We start from the raw sequence: 14,651 nt of genomic DNA on the forward strand, positions 1-14,651 counted from the left end.
ATATGCGTTTATGTAAAGTTTAAGTAGGATTATTTATAAAAAGATTCTAATCTTTTAGTGGCTTTAATGTGTGAAATTGTAATTCATTGAATTTATAAATTTTTGTTATTAAAGTATAGTCATGCTTAGTTTTTTATAATAAATAGTGATTTTGTGCTATCACCCTATATATGCTTATTCTACATACAATGAGTGATTTTTCAAAGTGTTATTATCATGCTATTTTTATAGCACTTGTTGCACGACTTTTTCAATCTCTGCTTGACTTTTTGGCTCGACTAGTCGTTCTGCGACTTCTTTGCCATTTTTGTAGAAAATGAGTGTTGGGATTCTTCTAATTTGTAGTGAATCTTTGAGTTGCTCTTCTGTGTCAAAATTGACTTTAAAAAAGCGGATTCTATCTTTATATTCATTTTCTAATGCTGTCATGATCGGCTCAATGCGTTTGCAGTCAGGACACCAGCTAGCCCCAACATTGACTATTGCCACACCTTCACTTGTCATACTCGAAAAATTGCTATGATTTAACTCTTGCATATATCTCTCCTAATAATTATAAACATTTGTAGCCCAATCACAGATGTATCATACAAACATGATGATACGGGCTACATGCTAAGATTATAACAAAATACTTTTAATTGTGATTTGTGTGAATAAAATATATAGTGTTAGTTGCATTTACAAACGAAGTTTGTGTAAAATTTTGTTTCAAGATTTCTATTATACATGCAAAGGATTACATGCAACCACAAATTGATGGCATTGAGATTCTCACTCAAATATGCGAAACAAAAAAGAGAAAAATGCAAGAAAAGGGCATATCGCTTGGATATGATTTACCGCAAAAAAGGGAGTTTCCACTGATTTGCCCTACTTTGCTTAATGATAGAACTGCTCCATTTGTCATTGCTGAAGTGAAGCGAAAAAGCCCTACAAAAGGACATATCAGCACCATCACAGAGCCAACAAAACTTGCACAGATATATATAAATCAAGGGGCAAATGCAATTTCTGTGCTTTGTGAGGAAGACTATTTTCAAGGAAGTTTGCAGGATTTATATGCGATTAAAAGGGCATTTCCACAGGCTTGTATCTTGCGTAAAGATTTCATTTTACATAAAGATGAAGCAAGAGTTAGCTATCTCTTTGGGGCGGATATGGTGCTGCTTATAGTGGCACTTTTTGTTGATGATATGGAATCTTTTTGTGCTATATATGATGAACTCTTAGCCTATAATCTCACACCATTAATAGAGATTCACACACTTGCTGAATACAATCTGATTAAGGACTTAAATCTTGAAAAAGCTATTGTAGGCATTAATACGCGGAATCTCAAAACCTTTCAAATCAATAAAATGGAGGCGATGAAATTACGCGCACAGATTCCAAAGCATATACCTGTTATCTTTGAATCTGGCATACAATCAGAGTATGATAGCTTTATGGCTGGGAGTGGTGGATTTCAAGGGATTTTATGCGGCAGTTTTTTAGTAGAGCAGCTTGATAAAAAAGAAGCTTTTTTAGAATCTAGTGGGGATTTAGTTTTGTCTTATGTAGAATCTAAAAAATCCAAAATGCCCACTGCGGAAGTATTTTTAGACAATTTCAAGGGTTGTGCAGATTCTTGTGCGAGGAGTTTATTAGACATAAATGACGAAGCACAAGAAGCAAACTCACTTGAAAGTGCTAAAAAGACAACGCAGATTCCAGCATCTAAACATATACCACACCACAGCATCATACATGGATTAAAACAAGCACTCAGTATCGGTGCAAATAAGGCTATATTTGCTACTTTACTGCAAAGATTCTATACAAAAAATCACTCAATGCAAAAAGAGTGCTATAAACCACTCATTAAAGTATGCGGTATTAATGATTTAGAGTTTTTAAAAGAGAGTGTGAAATACGCTGATATGCTAGGCTTTATCCTAACGCCAGAGAGTATGCGTTATGTGGGTAGAAAGTTTCTACAAGAAGCACAAAAAGCGTTTAACACACATAAAGATTCTATGCCTTTAAGGGTCGGTGTAGTTACGCATGAGTGCGTTGAGGTCGGTGTAAAATATTTAGAAGAAGGACTTATTGACTGCTTGCAACTGCATGATATGCCTATATCATTTTGCATTGAAAGTGAGATTGTAAAAGATATTGAATCTTTTTATGGACCATATCCCCTGCATACACTTTATGCGAGATTAAATGCAGGGCTTTTACCCTTTTATCCATCCATCAACTATAAGGAACTATTGCATGTAGAAAAAGGATTGCAAACACATTTTGCCTTATGGGATAGTAGTGCGGGTAGTGGGTGTGATATAGATATTGTGGCTATGCAAGATTTTCTAGCAAAACACAAAACTTTGCAGGGGAACTTATGGTTAGCAGGTGGAATCTCTGCTAAAAATTTACAGACTATACTCACACTCAAACCCATGTTGCTTGATATATGTTCTGGTTTTGAAAGCCAAAAAGGCAAAAAAAGTATTCCATCTTTAAAAGAATTTTTTGATCTGTTAGATAGTCTATTTTAAGTTTTACAAAAAGTAAAGTTGTGTTATTGTCTTTAAGAATCTATAACTAGATAATGTTTCCATAAAAAGAAGTGTCTATCATCGGCATATCTTGATTTTTAACATTTTTTAGGGTAGAATACATACTTTTAATTTTTATCAGTCTAGTGATGACTGATGAATATTTGTGAATTAAAGGGAAGTTATGGAACAAACACTATCTATTATTAAACCAGATGCGGTGAAAAAGAATGTTATCGGTAAGATTATCACAAGATTTGAAGACAATGGTTTGCGTATCGCGGCAGCAAAAAAAGTGCAGTTAAGCAAATGCGAAGCAAAAGAGTTTTATGCAGTGCATAAAGACCGCCCTTTTTATAATGATCTTGTGGAGTTTATGATAAGTGGTCCTGTGGTTGTTATGGTGTTAGAGGGAGATAATGCGATTGCGAAAAATAGGGAGCTGATGGGTGCTACAAATCCTAAAGAAGCAGCACCCGGGACTATACGTGCTGATTTTGCAGATAGCATTGATGCAAATGCAGTGCATGGGAGCGATTCTAAAGAAAATGCGGCTATTGAGATAGCCTTTTTCTTCGCAAAAAGTAAGATACTATAAGGTATTGTAGCATATTGGCAAATAGGCGGTTTTTGTGCGGATTGAGTTTAGAAAAATCACAGAAAAGCCAAAGCAAATCCATTTAATACTTGATAAAAAGCAAAGTGAAGTTATATTTGAAAACGAACATATAGAATTGCAAGGCGAGATTATGCGGCAAGATTCTAAACTTGCGGTATTTCGTGGTAATATTAAGGGGAATTTGCAGCTTATTTGCTCTTTGAGTGGAAATGAGTTTAGTGCTGAAATTGATGAATCGTTGGTTTTGTATTTTTCAGATGGAATCTGGGAGGCACAAAGCCAATCAAAAGTCATCAATTCACTTGATGTGATTGAGTTTTTTGATGGTTTCATAGATTTTGATTTTGTTTTAGCGAGCGAGATAGAATCTATACGATTAGATTATAATATTGAGGAGTAAGTCATGGCTGTTCCTAAGCGAAGAGTGAGTAAAACTAGAGCGGCAAAGAGAAGAACGCACTACAAAGTAAGACTAGCAACACCGGTAAAAGATAAAGATGGTAGCTGGAAACTACCGCACCATATTAATAAATTTACACAATCTTATAGTTAGGGCATTATGTTACAGATTGCATTAGATGCAATGGGTGCTGACAATGGCGTTGAGCCTGTCGTGTGTGGTTTGTTGCAAGCATTGCAAAATAGAAATTTTAAGGCATATTTAGTAGGCGATACTGCGTTGCTAAAAACTTCTTTAGATTCTAAGAATCTCTCAAGTGATATATTGCAACGCATTGAGTTATTGCATACTGATGACTATGTGCGTATGGAAGAGAAAGCAAGCGATGCGAACAAACGCACAACCACTTCTATATATCATGCCATTGGGCTTGTAAAGAATGATGAAGCAGTCGCATGTGTCAGCGCAGGACATAGTGGTGCTACAATGAGTTTAGCCACCTTGCAAATTGGGCGGATAAAGGGCGTTTCTCGTCCCGCTATATGCACTTGTATGCCAACGATAGAGAATCGATGCAGCATTATACTTGATGCAGGTGCAAATACAGATTGTAAGCCTGAATATCTTGTCGATTTTGCATTAATGGGTTTTCATTACGCAAAACATGTTTTGCACTATGAAACACCTAGCGTTGGACTCTTATCAAATGGCGAGGAAGATTCTAAAGGCAATGAACTCACAAAGCAAACCTTTCAATTATTGAGAGAATATAACTTTTTCAAAGGCAATGTTGAAGGATCAGACATATTCAATGGCTCTGTTGATGTTATCGTGTGTGATGGCTTTATGGGGAATCTTGTGCTAAAAGCAAGTGAGGGTGTCGCAAGCTCTATTAGCACGATATTAAAGGCTGAGATTAAAAAGTCTTTTATGAGTTCTTTAGGCTATCTTTTTGCAAAGTCAGCATTCAAAGCGTTGAAAACAAAGATTGATTATGCAGAATATGGCGGTGCTCCCCTGCTTGGCATTAAAAAGCCTGTAATTATTAGTCATGGCAAGAGTAATGCTAGGGCTATGGAATGTGCAATTTATCAGGCTATTGAAGCGTGTGATTCAAAAATATGTGATAAAATTGCAGAAGCGTTTCAGTCTATGCAACGATAAAAAGTGATAATATAATGGCTATTGTTTTAAAGCCCATTGTGTTGTAAGCATTTCATTTTTTGCTTCAATATGTATCGTTACAAGTGTTTTTAAGGAAGAAGATATGTTCTATGCCTCTATCAAGTCTATCGCCTCTTATGTCCCTAGCAATTGTGTCCCAAATGATTTTTTTACGCAATTCTTAGATACTAATGATGAGTGGATTACACAACGCACAGGGATAAAAACACGCTATTTTGCAGATAAAGAACAGATGAGTAGTGATTTAGGTGTGGAAGCCGCTAAGATTGCTATTAAGAGAGCAAATCTTAGTCTAAAAGATATTGATTTAATCCTTTGTGCGACCATTAATCCAGACTTTTTCGCCATGCCCTCAACCGCTTGTATTATCGCTACAAAGCTTGGCATTGCTGATGTCCCTGCATTTGATATAACTGCAGCTTGCACGGGTTTTGTGTATGCCTTATCTGCAGCCAAAGGATATGTAGAAAGCGGAATGTATAAAAATGTCCTTATAATAGGTGCTGAAAAGACGAGCGCTGTGCTTGATTTTACCGATAGAACAACCTGCGTTTTATTTGGTGATGGGGCTGGGGCTTGTGTCGTTGGGAGAGGGGATAAAGTCGGCATTAAAGATATTCACATTTCTTCTGATGGGCAGTTTTCACACCTGCTTTGCACTCCAAAAAGATTCAATACTTTCACACAAAACGAAGCTCTAAGCATGTTTAGCATAGATGAAGAAGAGAGTAAAAATCAAGTCTTAAAAATGAAAGGCAATGAAGTATTTAAGGTAGCAGTAAGGACAATCGCAAAGGACGCACAAGATATTTTAGCACACAATAATATGAGCGCATTAGACCTAGATTATTTCGTGCCACATCAAGCGAATTTACGCATTATACAATCGGTCGCAAATACGCTTAACCTCCCTGATGAAAAGATTATCCTAACCGTGCAAAAATATGGCAACACTTCTGCAGCAAGCATTCCTATGGCACTTGATGATGCTTATACAAGTGGTAAGTTTAAGCACAGAGATTTATTATTGCTTGATGCCTTTGGCTCTGGTTTCACATGGGGAAGTGCGTTAGTGTATGCTGATTTTGCATAGATTCTTTTGTGAGATTCTGTGCAATAAAGATTCTATGATTGTGTCATTTTTTGTGGTTTTTAAGGTAAAAATTAGAAAATGATAGTATAATAGCGGTTTTACATTTTTTAAAGGATAGCTATGCAAGTTATATTTAAGAACGGAGGCAAGCAATACAAGGCACAAGTGGGAGATATACTTCTGCTTGATAAATTGAGCCTTGAGCCGAAGTCAAAGCTAGAAATTAGTGAAGTCCTTGCTATCGTAAATGGTGAGGATTTGGTCGTAGGGAATCCATTTATTGCAAATGCAAAAGTGGAATTAGAGGTTATTAATGAAGGTAGAGGCAAAAAGGTTATTACCTTTAAGAAAAGAAGGCGTAAAGACAGCAAAACAAAACGAGGTTTTAGACGAGACTTTACACGCGTAAAAGTAACAAATATCATTAAGTAAGGAATGTTAGATGGCACACAAGAAAGGTCAGGGTAGTACGCAGAATAATAGAGATTCTGCAGGAAGAAGGTTGGGCGTTAAAAAATTTGGTTCTCAATTTGTAAGAGCAGGGAATATTATCGTGCGACAAAGAGGCACAAAGGTGCATGCAGGAAATAATGTCGGCATGGGCAAAGACCATACGCTTTATGCGCTTCTCGATGGTATTGTGAGTTTCCAACAAAAAGATAAATACAGAAAAAAAGTTTCTGTTATCCCCTCTAACAGCTAATATATAATTAGCTCTTTCAAATCTTTGCGACATGTTTTAATGTCGCTCTTTTTAGACTTTATATTCGTCAGTCTTTTTATTAATAATGAATATTTCAATATTGTTTGTAATGGCAATAAGATCGTGCTTAGATGTAAAGTATAGTGTATAACAAATTTTATCTTGATTTAATATCATAGAAAATTGTAACAAATAAATTTGAAGTCAAAAAAGGGGATAATGAATGGCTCCGGATGCAGGATTCGAACCTGCGACCAAGTGGTTAACAGCCACCTACTCTACCGCTGAGCTAATCCGGAATGAAGTAAAAATAAAGATATAATTATATAGAAAATTTTATTAATAGTCAAGACTTAATGATAAAATTTTATAGATTCTAGTAATGATAAGGAATTTTATGCAATATAACAGGAAACTAAAACAATTCCTAGACGCACAATACTCTCTTTTTAACGCACAAATATACCTGCATTCACACCCAGACCCATTGCAAATAGCCCACAAACATAGAGATTTTATATATTTTGATGAATTGTGCTTGATCTGTGCTTTATATGCCTATGGTAACGCACAAATGATTGTAAAAAATCTCTCTTATACGCCCTTTTCTTGCTTGATTGACGCAGATTCTATAAAAGATATGCCACTAGATTTGTTTCCATATTACAGATTCCAAACACGAGAAGATACTAAAAATTGTTTTCTCATCATTGCTGATTTTATTAAAAAAGGCGGTATTAAATCGCTATTTTTAGAATCTTATACAAAACATTTTGATATTTTACATGCCATCAATCGTATTGAAAAACTAGCAAATGACTATATAAACGCACACAAGATTCAGAGTTATGGATTGCAATTTTTATTTGGTAACCCCTGCAATATGCAATCCACACGCAAACGATACAATATGTTTTTACGATGGCTAATCCGCAAGGATAACCTTGACTTTGGGCTATGGCACGAAGTAGATACATCGCATTTGCTTTTACCTCTTGATACTCATACTTTTAAGATCTCAAAGCAACTTGGACTCTGTAAAACTAAATCTTATAATCTAAAGGCAGTAAAAGAAATCACGCATACACTAAAATCCTTTGATTCTAAAGACCCAATAAAGTATGACTTTGCTTTGTATCGTATTGGACAATTAGGTTTGGATATTGTGTTTTAATCTAATTTATAGTGCATAGAAGAAACTATAAGACTTATATGTAAGTCACAAGATTTGAATCCATCGTGTTCTCTGATCTTTAAGGGTATTAAAGTCCTACATTTATCTAGATGGCAAGTCTCAACCCCAATTATCAATCGCTGTGTCAAAAATAAATATGATTCAAGTGTGTTTATCTCAAGCAATATTGCTATTGAAAAAGATAATTCGCTTAATATGACAATAATTCTTTTCAATGCTAAAAGCATTTTTTTTGAAAATGTAGTTACCCTTGCAAAATCATATTTAATATCCAGCTTAGGATCTGCAAAATCATTAAAGTTACGATAATTGTTAGATTTAAGATAGAATCCATCTTTTATAATACAATATTTTACAAGCAAAGGCATTCATGTTAGTTGATAGATTAAAACCAATTATTGAGCGAAATGACGCATTAGCAGCCATGTTAAGCACTGAAGAAGTCATAAATGACATTGCGAAACTCACCGCATTAAGCAAGGAAAAAAGTGAAAGCGATGAGATAGTCGCGAAGGCAAAAGAGTATCTAAAAGTCCTTGATGACATTACTAGCAACAAGGCGTTATTAGAGGACAAAGAGCTAGGAGAGTTAGCCAAAGAGGAGCTAAAAGAGCTTGAAATGGCACAAAAAAACCTTGAAGATGAGATTAAGATTCTATTAATCCCAAAAGATCCAAATGATAAAAAGAATATCTATCTTGAGATTCGGGCTGGGACAGGCGGCGATGAAGCGGGGATTTTTGTGGGCGATTTGTTTAGTGCGTATTGTCGTTACGCAGATTCTAAGCAGTGGAAAGTAGAGATTATTAGCAGCAGTGAAAATTCAGTCGGCGGCTATAAAGAGATGATTGCCTTAGTGAAAGGTGATGGTGCATACTCAAGGCTAAAATATGAGGGTGGCACACATAGGGTGCAGCGCGTCCCAAAGACAGAATCACAAGGCAGAATCCACACTTCCGCAATAACTGTTGCTATCATGCCAGAAGTCGATTCACTAGAGATAAATATTAATCCAAATGATTTAAAAATCGATGTATTCCGCAGCGGTGGACATGGCGGACAAAGTGTTAATACAACTGATTCTGCTGTGCGTATCACGCATATTCCAACGGGTATCAGTGTGTCTATGCAAGACGAAAAGTCTCAACATAAAAATAAGGATAAAGCCCTAAAGATATTGCAGGCAAGGTTGTATGAAGCCGAGCTTGAAGCACAAAATGCACAAAATAGAGAATCAAGGAAAAACCAAGTCGGTAGTGGCGATAGAAGTGAGAGAATACGCACCTATAACTATCCACAAAACCGCATGAGTGATCATCGCATAAACCTTACATTATATAGCCTTGAAGAGATTATGTTAAGTGGCGATTTAGATAAAGTGATAGACCCACTTATCGCACATGCACAAAGCCTTGCTTTATCGAACGCAAATGAAGCGTAGGTGATTTGGCAGCAAACTTGCTTTAGCATAAGAAATGTTGTCTTTAAGCATTAATGCCATTGTTTTTTGTAATTTATGCTATAATACCCCACACTTCACAAAAAACCACAAATTAACACAAAAGGATACACATGGGATTACGAAAACTTATAAGAAAAACTTCTTGGTATAAAAACTATCAAGCAAAGAAAGAATCAAGAATGAGTGATGAAGAATACTTCATATACAGACATAAAAAAATCTTTGGCTATACACCAGATTTTAAAAATCCACAAACCTTTAATGAAAAAATCATTCATAGAATCTTATTTGATAGAAATCCAATATATACAGCCCTAGCAGATAAACTCAAAGCTAGAATCTATATAGCAACAATATTAAAAGACTTTAATGCTAACAATACACTAGACTCTAACAAAGATGCTAATACTCTAGTTTCTCATACAAATCATATAACTCATATAACTACGGGGGGGGGGGGGGCAAATATAGCCTAAATCAAAACAACACAGATTTACAAAATAATCCTACTTTAAACACAACAACTTCTATTACCCCACAAACACAAAATAAAGAATATTGCAATCCAAATCAAAATAACACAGAATCTAGCAATAAAACTTCACAAGCAACACAACATAAAGAAAATGAAAGTATAAATTCTACTTCCATTTGTCATACTGAACCTTTAGGTGAAGTATCTAAAACTTTAGAATCCAAACAAGATTTAAGCAAAGATATTTCGTGCTTACACACTCGCACGAGCGAAGCTCTTGCCCACACTTGCAAATATGACAAGAATCTAGATTCTAAAAATTATACCCTAAACCCCGCAGCCCACCCAAATTCAGCACAGAATCTAGAACCCACACCAACAGAGCACGCAAACAAAACTACAAATTCTAGCAGTTGTTCTGTGGCTTTGGAGACTTTGGCTGACTTAGGGGGTAGGAGTTATCTAAGCGATATGACTATCCATCACAATTCAGCCAATCGCCCAAATTGCATAGACAAGGGAGTAAATTTAGAGAATCTAGAACCCACACAAAACACACCACAAAATCCTATACCTAACCAAGCAACACAGAATCTAAGCTCACTTCTTACTAAAGATTCCTTGCTTTTTAAGCCAATAGACACACTCACACAAGAACTCTTTAATACAAACTCTTGCTCCTACTTACCAAAACTCTATGGAATCTATAAAAGTGTTAATGAGATTGATTTCTCTAAACTTCCACAAAGCTTTGTATTAAAGACAAATCACGATTGTGGTGGTGTAGTCTTAGTGAAAGATAAAGACACTTTTTTAAAAGATTCTAAAAGCTTTAATGAAGCTATAACTAAACTCACAAATCATTTAAACACAAATTTTTACACACTTTATAGAGAATGGCATTATAAAGATATAGAGCCTAGAATCTTTGCGGAGGAGATGTTGCTTGAGACTAACGCAAATGGGGAAGCTAAAGTGCCAAGTGATTATAAAATCCACTGCTTTGATAAAACACAATGCATACAAGTGGATACTGATAGATTTGTGGAGCATACAAGAAGTATTTTTGATGAGAGTTGGAGTGTTATGCCGATGAAATATCTTTATCAGCTTCCAAATATTATTCCAAATAAGCCCGAACACCTTAACATTATGCTTGAGATTGCCCGTATATTAATAATGTCGCCTTATCTAAGAGTTGATTTATACAATATTCAAGGTAGAATTGTGGTTGGGGAACTTACTTTTACCCCAGAAGGCGGCACGGGCAGATTCACACCACAAGAATGGGATAAAAAGTTTGGGGATATGTGGAAACCAAATCCAAATTGGTTTTCAGTGGCCAAGCCCTGAATAATCAGTCATCACATCGAAAACAAAAGCTATGCAACTTTGCCAAGATTCATTAGAGAAAAATCTTGAGTTTTTAAACACAAAAGATGCCTGTTAAATTATCACAAGTAAAAAGTAGATACAACTTGGATGTCAAAACCCCCAATATAAAAGATACAGCATGTTAATATTGCTTGTGTATTGCTTATACAATGAAACATGTTTTTAATATAAATCACACCTTATCCAACTTATCCTCTCTGTAAATTATAAACAATTGGAATCTCAACATATACATTTTCATCTGGTTTTGGGAAATGCTTACACGCTCTTTTTAAGGTCTTAATCGCGGCTTTATCAAGCAAAGCATGTGGTGAACGCCTTACAATCTCAAAGTGAGAAACCTTTCCATTTATATCGATATAGAATTTTACAAGCACCTCTCCTTCATATCCTCTTTGCAATGCAAGCGGCGGATAGATATGTCGCTTCTCTACCGCACGATGTATGGCTTGTAGAAACTCGTTTTCATTGCCATCAGAGAAACGCATAATCTTGATATTTTCTTGTGCGAACGCTTCATTATTGGGCTTTGCTGTCGTAGTGGCTTTTGTCGCCTCTGTCTCTTGTGCGACTTCTTTTGGAGATTCTGGAATCTTTTCTGCAACCTCTTTTTGTGGCTCCTCCATAGCTTGTAATGGCGTAGGTTCTGGCTTTGGCGGGGCTTGTATCATCTCTTTTTTTGGTTTGTGTATTTGTGGCTTATGCACCTTTTTTGGCTGCTCTACTCTCTCTGCTATGGGGTCTTTGCTTGGAGGGGCAAAGGCTGAAAGCTGAATGGTTATAAATTGGTCGCCATTCTCTTTTTCTGTAAAAATATTTGTGCTACTATATATGCTATAGCTAAAGATTCCCACCGCACCTATAAATGCGAATGCAACACCATAAAAGCTTGGATTCTTAATTACGCTGCGTATCGATTCTAAATTTATCATGATCATGCCCCTTTTTTGTGAGCTGGTCTATCACAAACACTAATCGCTCAAGACTAGAATTCTTATCACCTTTAAAATGCACCATAGAATCATTTGGTATCGTGCTTATAAAAGATTCAAAGTCATCTATATTTATTTCCTTATCATCTACATATATATTATTGTCCGCATTAACTACAATTACAATGGGTTTTTTATCATCTTTTTTTTCCTGTTCTGTGCTGCTTGCATTTGGCACTTCCACTTTTATTTTTCCTTGTGAAACAAAGGTAGAGATTGATAATACAAGTGCGAGTAGGACAAGCATAATGTCGATAAAAGGAACAATATTTAATCCATCTCCGCGTTTAATCTTCATGTAATGCCCCTAGTCTGTGTGTTTCTTATTTAGAATCTTGAAGCGATTTACCTTTGTGTCTGCCACACGCAAAAACGCATTATAAATCATTAAAGTAGGAATGGCGACTACAAGCCCAAGTGCTGTTGCTTTCAATGCCATAGATAGCCCAAGTGTTATGCTTTTTACATCAATGTTACCACTACCACCCATATCATAAAACACAATCATAATGCCTACCACCGTGCCTAAAAGCCCAACATAAGGTGCATTAGAATACACGATATATAAAAGTGTGAGATTCTTGCTCACATCTTCTTCTAACTCTTTTACATCGGTGTATTTCTCAAACTGCAAACGAGTAAAAAACATAAATCTTTCGATACTAAAATATACAACAAGCAATGCCATAAAACCCAAAATACTAAATACAAGCGGATCAAGATAGATTTTCAAAAACTCCATAATACCTTGCAAAATAAACTCCATATTCAATTTTATATGATTTGCAATAATAGCATAATAAGATTAATTTTTACTTTTAGTAATATTAAAATATTAATTTTTGATAAGCTTTGTTATCCTATAGGTAAGGATTACTGCACGAGAGAAACAAAGATCCGTCCTACTGAAAAGTTTGTAAAAAGTCTATGCAAAGATAAGTTTAGAGTAGCTGCACTCATTGGCTATACGCATAATGAAGTAGAGAATGGCGGGTAAGTCATTTAGATTATGCAATAACAAAATATCCACTGCATGAGTGGAAGTGGAATGAAAAAGAAGTAAGCGGGTTTAAAAGAGAAGCAAAGCAAATATTATTATTTCATGACAATGAGTTTAGCGAATATGAAACTTGCTTTTATAGGAGGTGATACATGAATATTACAGAATATGATTACATAGAATACAGACATACAAGTTTAGATTTTATGGAAAGAAAATTAGATGTGCTAAAGGATAAAGAATGAAATTTTGCACAAAAATATTTTATATAAATAGAGAAGATAAGAAAACTTATTTCGTTTATGATATTGTTGTTTATAAGTCTGGCGACACTGATTTTACATGCGTTATATATGCTTCTTGCAGTGTTGGCAACAATAAAAGCGTAGTTTTTATAAGAAAAGGTAGGAATGAGTGTTTAGATTGCTACAACCTGCAAGTAAGTCCAGTGCATGATAGAAAATAACAACAAGGGTTAGAAGTTGGCAATGATAAAGACTATCATTTTGCAAGTATGAAAAAATCTAACCTTTCGTGTAAAAGAGGTGTTTCGCCTAAAGGCTCAACAAAACAATCTTTAACTTTGTTATTATTGACTGCACTTTACATACCGCATATGCACAATTTTTGCAAACTCTTTTTTACTTAAACCACTTTCTTTTAATCTCTTGTCACGCCCTGTATAAAACATAAAAACCCCTTAGGTTGGCGTTTCGCAAACATAAAACACTAAGAAATGAATCGCTTTAATAAAGTCTGAAAGCTTGTTTTTATTTTGCAATGAATGTAAGATATAAGCACATTAATCAAATTATAAAAGATGTTTAATATGGGGCCTTTGTTGGTGCTAATGTGTGGTTAAGTTGTGTTAGGGCTGGTAGTTCAAGCAAAAATCCTAAACAATCTCAAATCCTAAAATCTTCGCCCATTCTATATCTTTCCCGCATTCTACAACAATGCCATTGCCCACTAAACTTAGCAAAGGAATATCACTAGGGCAATCACTATACGCATAGCTTTGTGCTAAATCATACATTGATAGATCAAGTGTTTGTGATAACTTATAAAGCTTTCTATGCTCCATCGTATGAATACCTGCCATATTGCCGCTTAAAACCCCCTCACTACTCTCCAGCGAAACCGCCACAACATATTGAATCCCAAAATGCTTTGCAAAAATGCGAATATATATCTCAAAGCCACCTGATACAATCGCTATGGTGTGCCCCAACTTTTGATGATAACGCACACGCTCCATAATGCGTTCATTAACACGCAAAAGCAATTCTTTTTCAAAGAAATCTTGTGCGATATTTTCTGCTTCTTTTAGACTTAATCCCCGCAAAACTTCAAAATTAACAGGTTTTTGAATAAACTTATTGCGATATGATTTAGGTAAAACTTTTTGAATCCTCTTGCCTACTTTACGCTTCAATTTAGCACACACTCTATGTCCCAGATCTTGTTTCATATTGTAGCCACGATAATTTGCGACAATCTCTAAATATCTTGCTGCACTTTGAAAATCTACAAGCGTTTCACAAAAATCAAATAATGCTAAAACTCTGTTGTTCTGCTCTCTTGTCTGCATA

At 35.4% G+C, this 14,651-nt stretch carries 19 protein-coding genes and 1 tRNA gene; 14 read left to right on the forward strand and 6 right to left on the reverse strand.

What is annotated here, in order from left to right:
- Nucleotides 1-225: 225 nt before the first annotated feature.
- On the reverse strand, nucleotides 226-537 hold the full coding sequence (locus tag XJ32_RS06500; RefSeq protein WP_005217091.1) for a thioredoxin family protein: 312 nt from the start codon (nucleotides 535-537) through the stop codon (nucleotides 226-228).
- A 206-nt stretch (nucleotides 538-743) separates the two neighbouring features.
- Here XJ32_RS06500 and trpF point away from each other — a divergent pair, with 206 nt between their 5' ends.
- The 8 genes from trpF (at nucleotide 744) to rpmA (ending at nucleotide 6,540) form a co-directional block, all read left to right on the forward strand.
- Nucleotides 744-2,540: a phosphoribosylanthranilate isomerase gene (gene trpF / locus XJ32_RS06505; protein ID WP_077388744.1), complete on the forward strand. Its 1,797-nt coding sequence runs from the start codon at nucleotides 744-746 to the stop codon at nucleotides 2,538-2,540.
- Between the two features lie 184 nt (nucleotides 2,541-2,724).
- On the forward strand, nucleotides 2,725-3,138 hold the full coding sequence (gene ndk, locus XJ32_RS06510) for a nucleoside-diphosphate kinase (protein ID WP_005217096.1): 414 nt from the start codon (nucleotides 2,725-2,727) through the stop codon (nucleotides 3,136-3,138).
- A 76-nt stretch (nucleotides 3,139-3,214) separates the two neighbouring features.
- Nucleotides 3,215-3,559 (forward strand): hypothetical protein, encoded by a 345-nt coding sequence (locus tag XJ32_RS06515; RefSeq protein WP_174566034.1) that lies wholly within the window; start codon nucleotides 3,215-3,217, stop codon nucleotides 3,557-3,559.
- Nucleotides 3,560-3,562: 3 nt separating this feature from the next.
- A complete protein-coding gene (gene rpmF / locus XJ32_RS06520) occupies nucleotides 3,563-3,712 on the forward strand; it encodes a 50S ribosomal protein L32 (protein WP_004085779.1) in 150 nt (49 codons plus the stop codon).
- Nucleotides 3,713-3,718: 6 nt separating this feature from the next.
- Nucleotides 3,719-4,723, forward strand: a complete 1,005-nt coding sequence (gene plsX, locus XJ32_RS06525) for a phosphate acyltransferase PlsX (protein ID WP_005217104.1) — start codon at nucleotides 3,719-3,721, stop codon at nucleotides 4,721-4,723.
- 103 nt (nucleotides 4,724-4,826) lie between these two features.
- A complete protein-coding gene (locus tag XJ32_RS06530; protein WP_004085777.1) occupies nucleotides 4,827-5,837 on the forward strand; it encodes a beta-ketoacyl-ACP synthase III in 1,011 nt (336 codons plus the stop codon).
- 120 nt (nucleotides 5,838-5,957) lie between these two features.
- Nucleotides 5,958-6,269: a 50S ribosomal protein L21 gene (rplU, locus tag XJ32_RS06535; RefSeq protein ID WP_004085776.1), complete on the forward strand. Its 312-nt coding sequence runs from the start codon at nucleotides 5,958-5,960 to the stop codon at nucleotides 6,267-6,269.
- Nucleotides 6,270-6,279: 10 nt separating this feature from the next.
- Nucleotides 6,280-6,540, forward strand: coding sequence for a 50S ribosomal protein L27 (gene rpmA / locus XJ32_RS06540; RefSeq protein ID WP_077388746.1), 261 nt, complete (start codon nucleotides 6,280-6,282; stop codon nucleotides 6,538-6,540).
- A gap of 224 nt (nucleotides 6,541-6,764) precedes the next feature.
- On the opposite strand, the gene XJ32_RS06545 is transcribed toward rpmA, so the two are convergent.
- Nucleotides 6,765-6,839: transfer RNA gene (locus XJ32_RS06545), tRNA-Asn, on the reverse strand.
- A 98-nt stretch (nucleotides 6,840-6,937) separates the two neighbouring features.
- Between XJ32_RS06545 and XJ32_RS06550 the strand changes: the two genes are divergently transcribed.
- The 4 genes from XJ32_RS06550 (at nucleotide 6,938) to XJ32_RS06570 (ending at nucleotide 11,025) form a co-directional block, all read left to right on the forward strand.
- Nucleotides 6,938-7,714, forward strand: coding sequence for a TIGR02757 family protein (locus tag XJ32_RS06550; protein ID WP_020995506.1), 777 nt, complete (start codon nucleotides 6,938-6,940; stop codon nucleotides 7,712-7,714).
- A 391-nt stretch (nucleotides 7,715-8,105) separates the two neighbouring features.
- Nucleotides 8,106-9,176, forward strand: a complete 1,071-nt coding sequence (gene prfA / locus XJ32_RS06560) for a peptide chain release factor 1 (protein WP_077388748.1) — start codon at nucleotides 8,106-8,108, stop codon at nucleotides 9,174-9,176.
- A gap of 131 nt (nucleotides 9,177-9,307) precedes the next feature.
- On the forward strand, nucleotides 9,308-9,673 hold the full coding sequence (locus XJ32_RS12835) for a hypothetical protein (RefSeq protein WP_077388749.1): 366 nt from the start codon (nucleotides 9,308-9,310) through the stop codon (nucleotides 9,671-9,673).
- A gap of 419 nt (nucleotides 9,674-10,092) precedes the next feature.
- Nucleotides 10,093-11,025 (forward strand): ATP-grasp fold amidoligase family protein, encoded by a 933-nt coding sequence (locus tag XJ32_RS06570; RefSeq protein WP_254422292.1) that lies wholly within the window; start codon nucleotides 10,093-10,095, stop codon nucleotides 11,023-11,025.
- 230 nt (nucleotides 11,026-11,255) lie between these two features.
- On the opposite strand, the gene XJ32_RS06575 is transcribed toward XJ32_RS06570, so the two are convergent.
- Genes XJ32_RS06575 through exbB form a run of 3 tightly spaced genes read right to left on the reverse strand, consistent with a single transcriptional unit; the run spans nucleotide 11,256 to nucleotide 12,801 of the window.
- Nucleotides 11,256-11,999, reverse strand: coding sequence for an energy transducer TonB (locus XJ32_RS06575; protein ID WP_077388750.1), 744 nt, complete (start codon nucleotides 11,997-11,999; stop codon nucleotides 11,256-11,258).
- A complete protein-coding gene (gene exbD, locus XJ32_RS06580) occupies nucleotides 11,965-12,357 on the reverse strand; it encodes a TonB system transport protein ExbD (RefSeq protein ID WP_077388751.1) in 393 nt (130 codons plus the stop codon). The genes XJ32_RS06575 and exbD overlap by 35 nt, the downstream gene beginning before the upstream one ends.
- 9 nt (nucleotides 12,358-12,366) lie before the next feature.
- Nucleotides 12,367-12,801, reverse strand: a complete 435-nt coding sequence (gene exbB, locus XJ32_RS06585; RefSeq protein WP_077390193.1) for a TonB-system energizer ExbB — start codon at nucleotides 12,799-12,801, stop codon at nucleotides 12,367-12,369.
- Between the two features lie 36 nt (nucleotides 12,802-12,837).
- Between exbB and XJ32_RS12840 the strand changes: the two genes are divergently transcribed.
- Nucleotides 12,838-13,056, forward strand: a complete 219-nt coding sequence (locus XJ32_RS12840; protein ID WP_155761469.1) for a hypothetical protein — start codon at nucleotides 12,838-12,840, stop codon at nucleotides 13,054-13,056.
- Between the two features lie 244 nt (nucleotides 13,057-13,300).
- Nucleotides 13,301-13,525: a hypothetical protein gene (locus XJ32_RS06595; RefSeq protein ID WP_077388753.1), complete on the forward strand. Its 225-nt coding sequence runs from the start codon at nucleotides 13,301-13,303 to the stop codon at nucleotides 13,523-13,525.
- A gap of 429 nt (nucleotides 13,526-13,954) precedes the next feature.
- On the opposite strand, the gene XJ32_RS06600 is transcribed toward XJ32_RS06595, so the two are convergent.
- On the reverse strand, nucleotides 13,955-14,650 hold the full coding sequence (locus XJ32_RS06600) for an HAD-IB family hydrolase (protein WP_077390196.1): 696 nt from the start codon (nucleotides 14,648-14,650) through the stop codon (nucleotides 13,955-13,957).
- Between the last annotated feature and the right edge of the window lies 1 nt (nucleotide 14,651).

Origin of the sequence: Helicobacter bilis, from assembly GCF_001999985.1 — a bacterium.
Taxonomy (GTDB): domain Bacteria; phylum Campylobacterota; class Campylobacteria; order Campylobacterales; family Helicobacteraceae; genus Helicobacter_A; species Helicobacter_A rappini.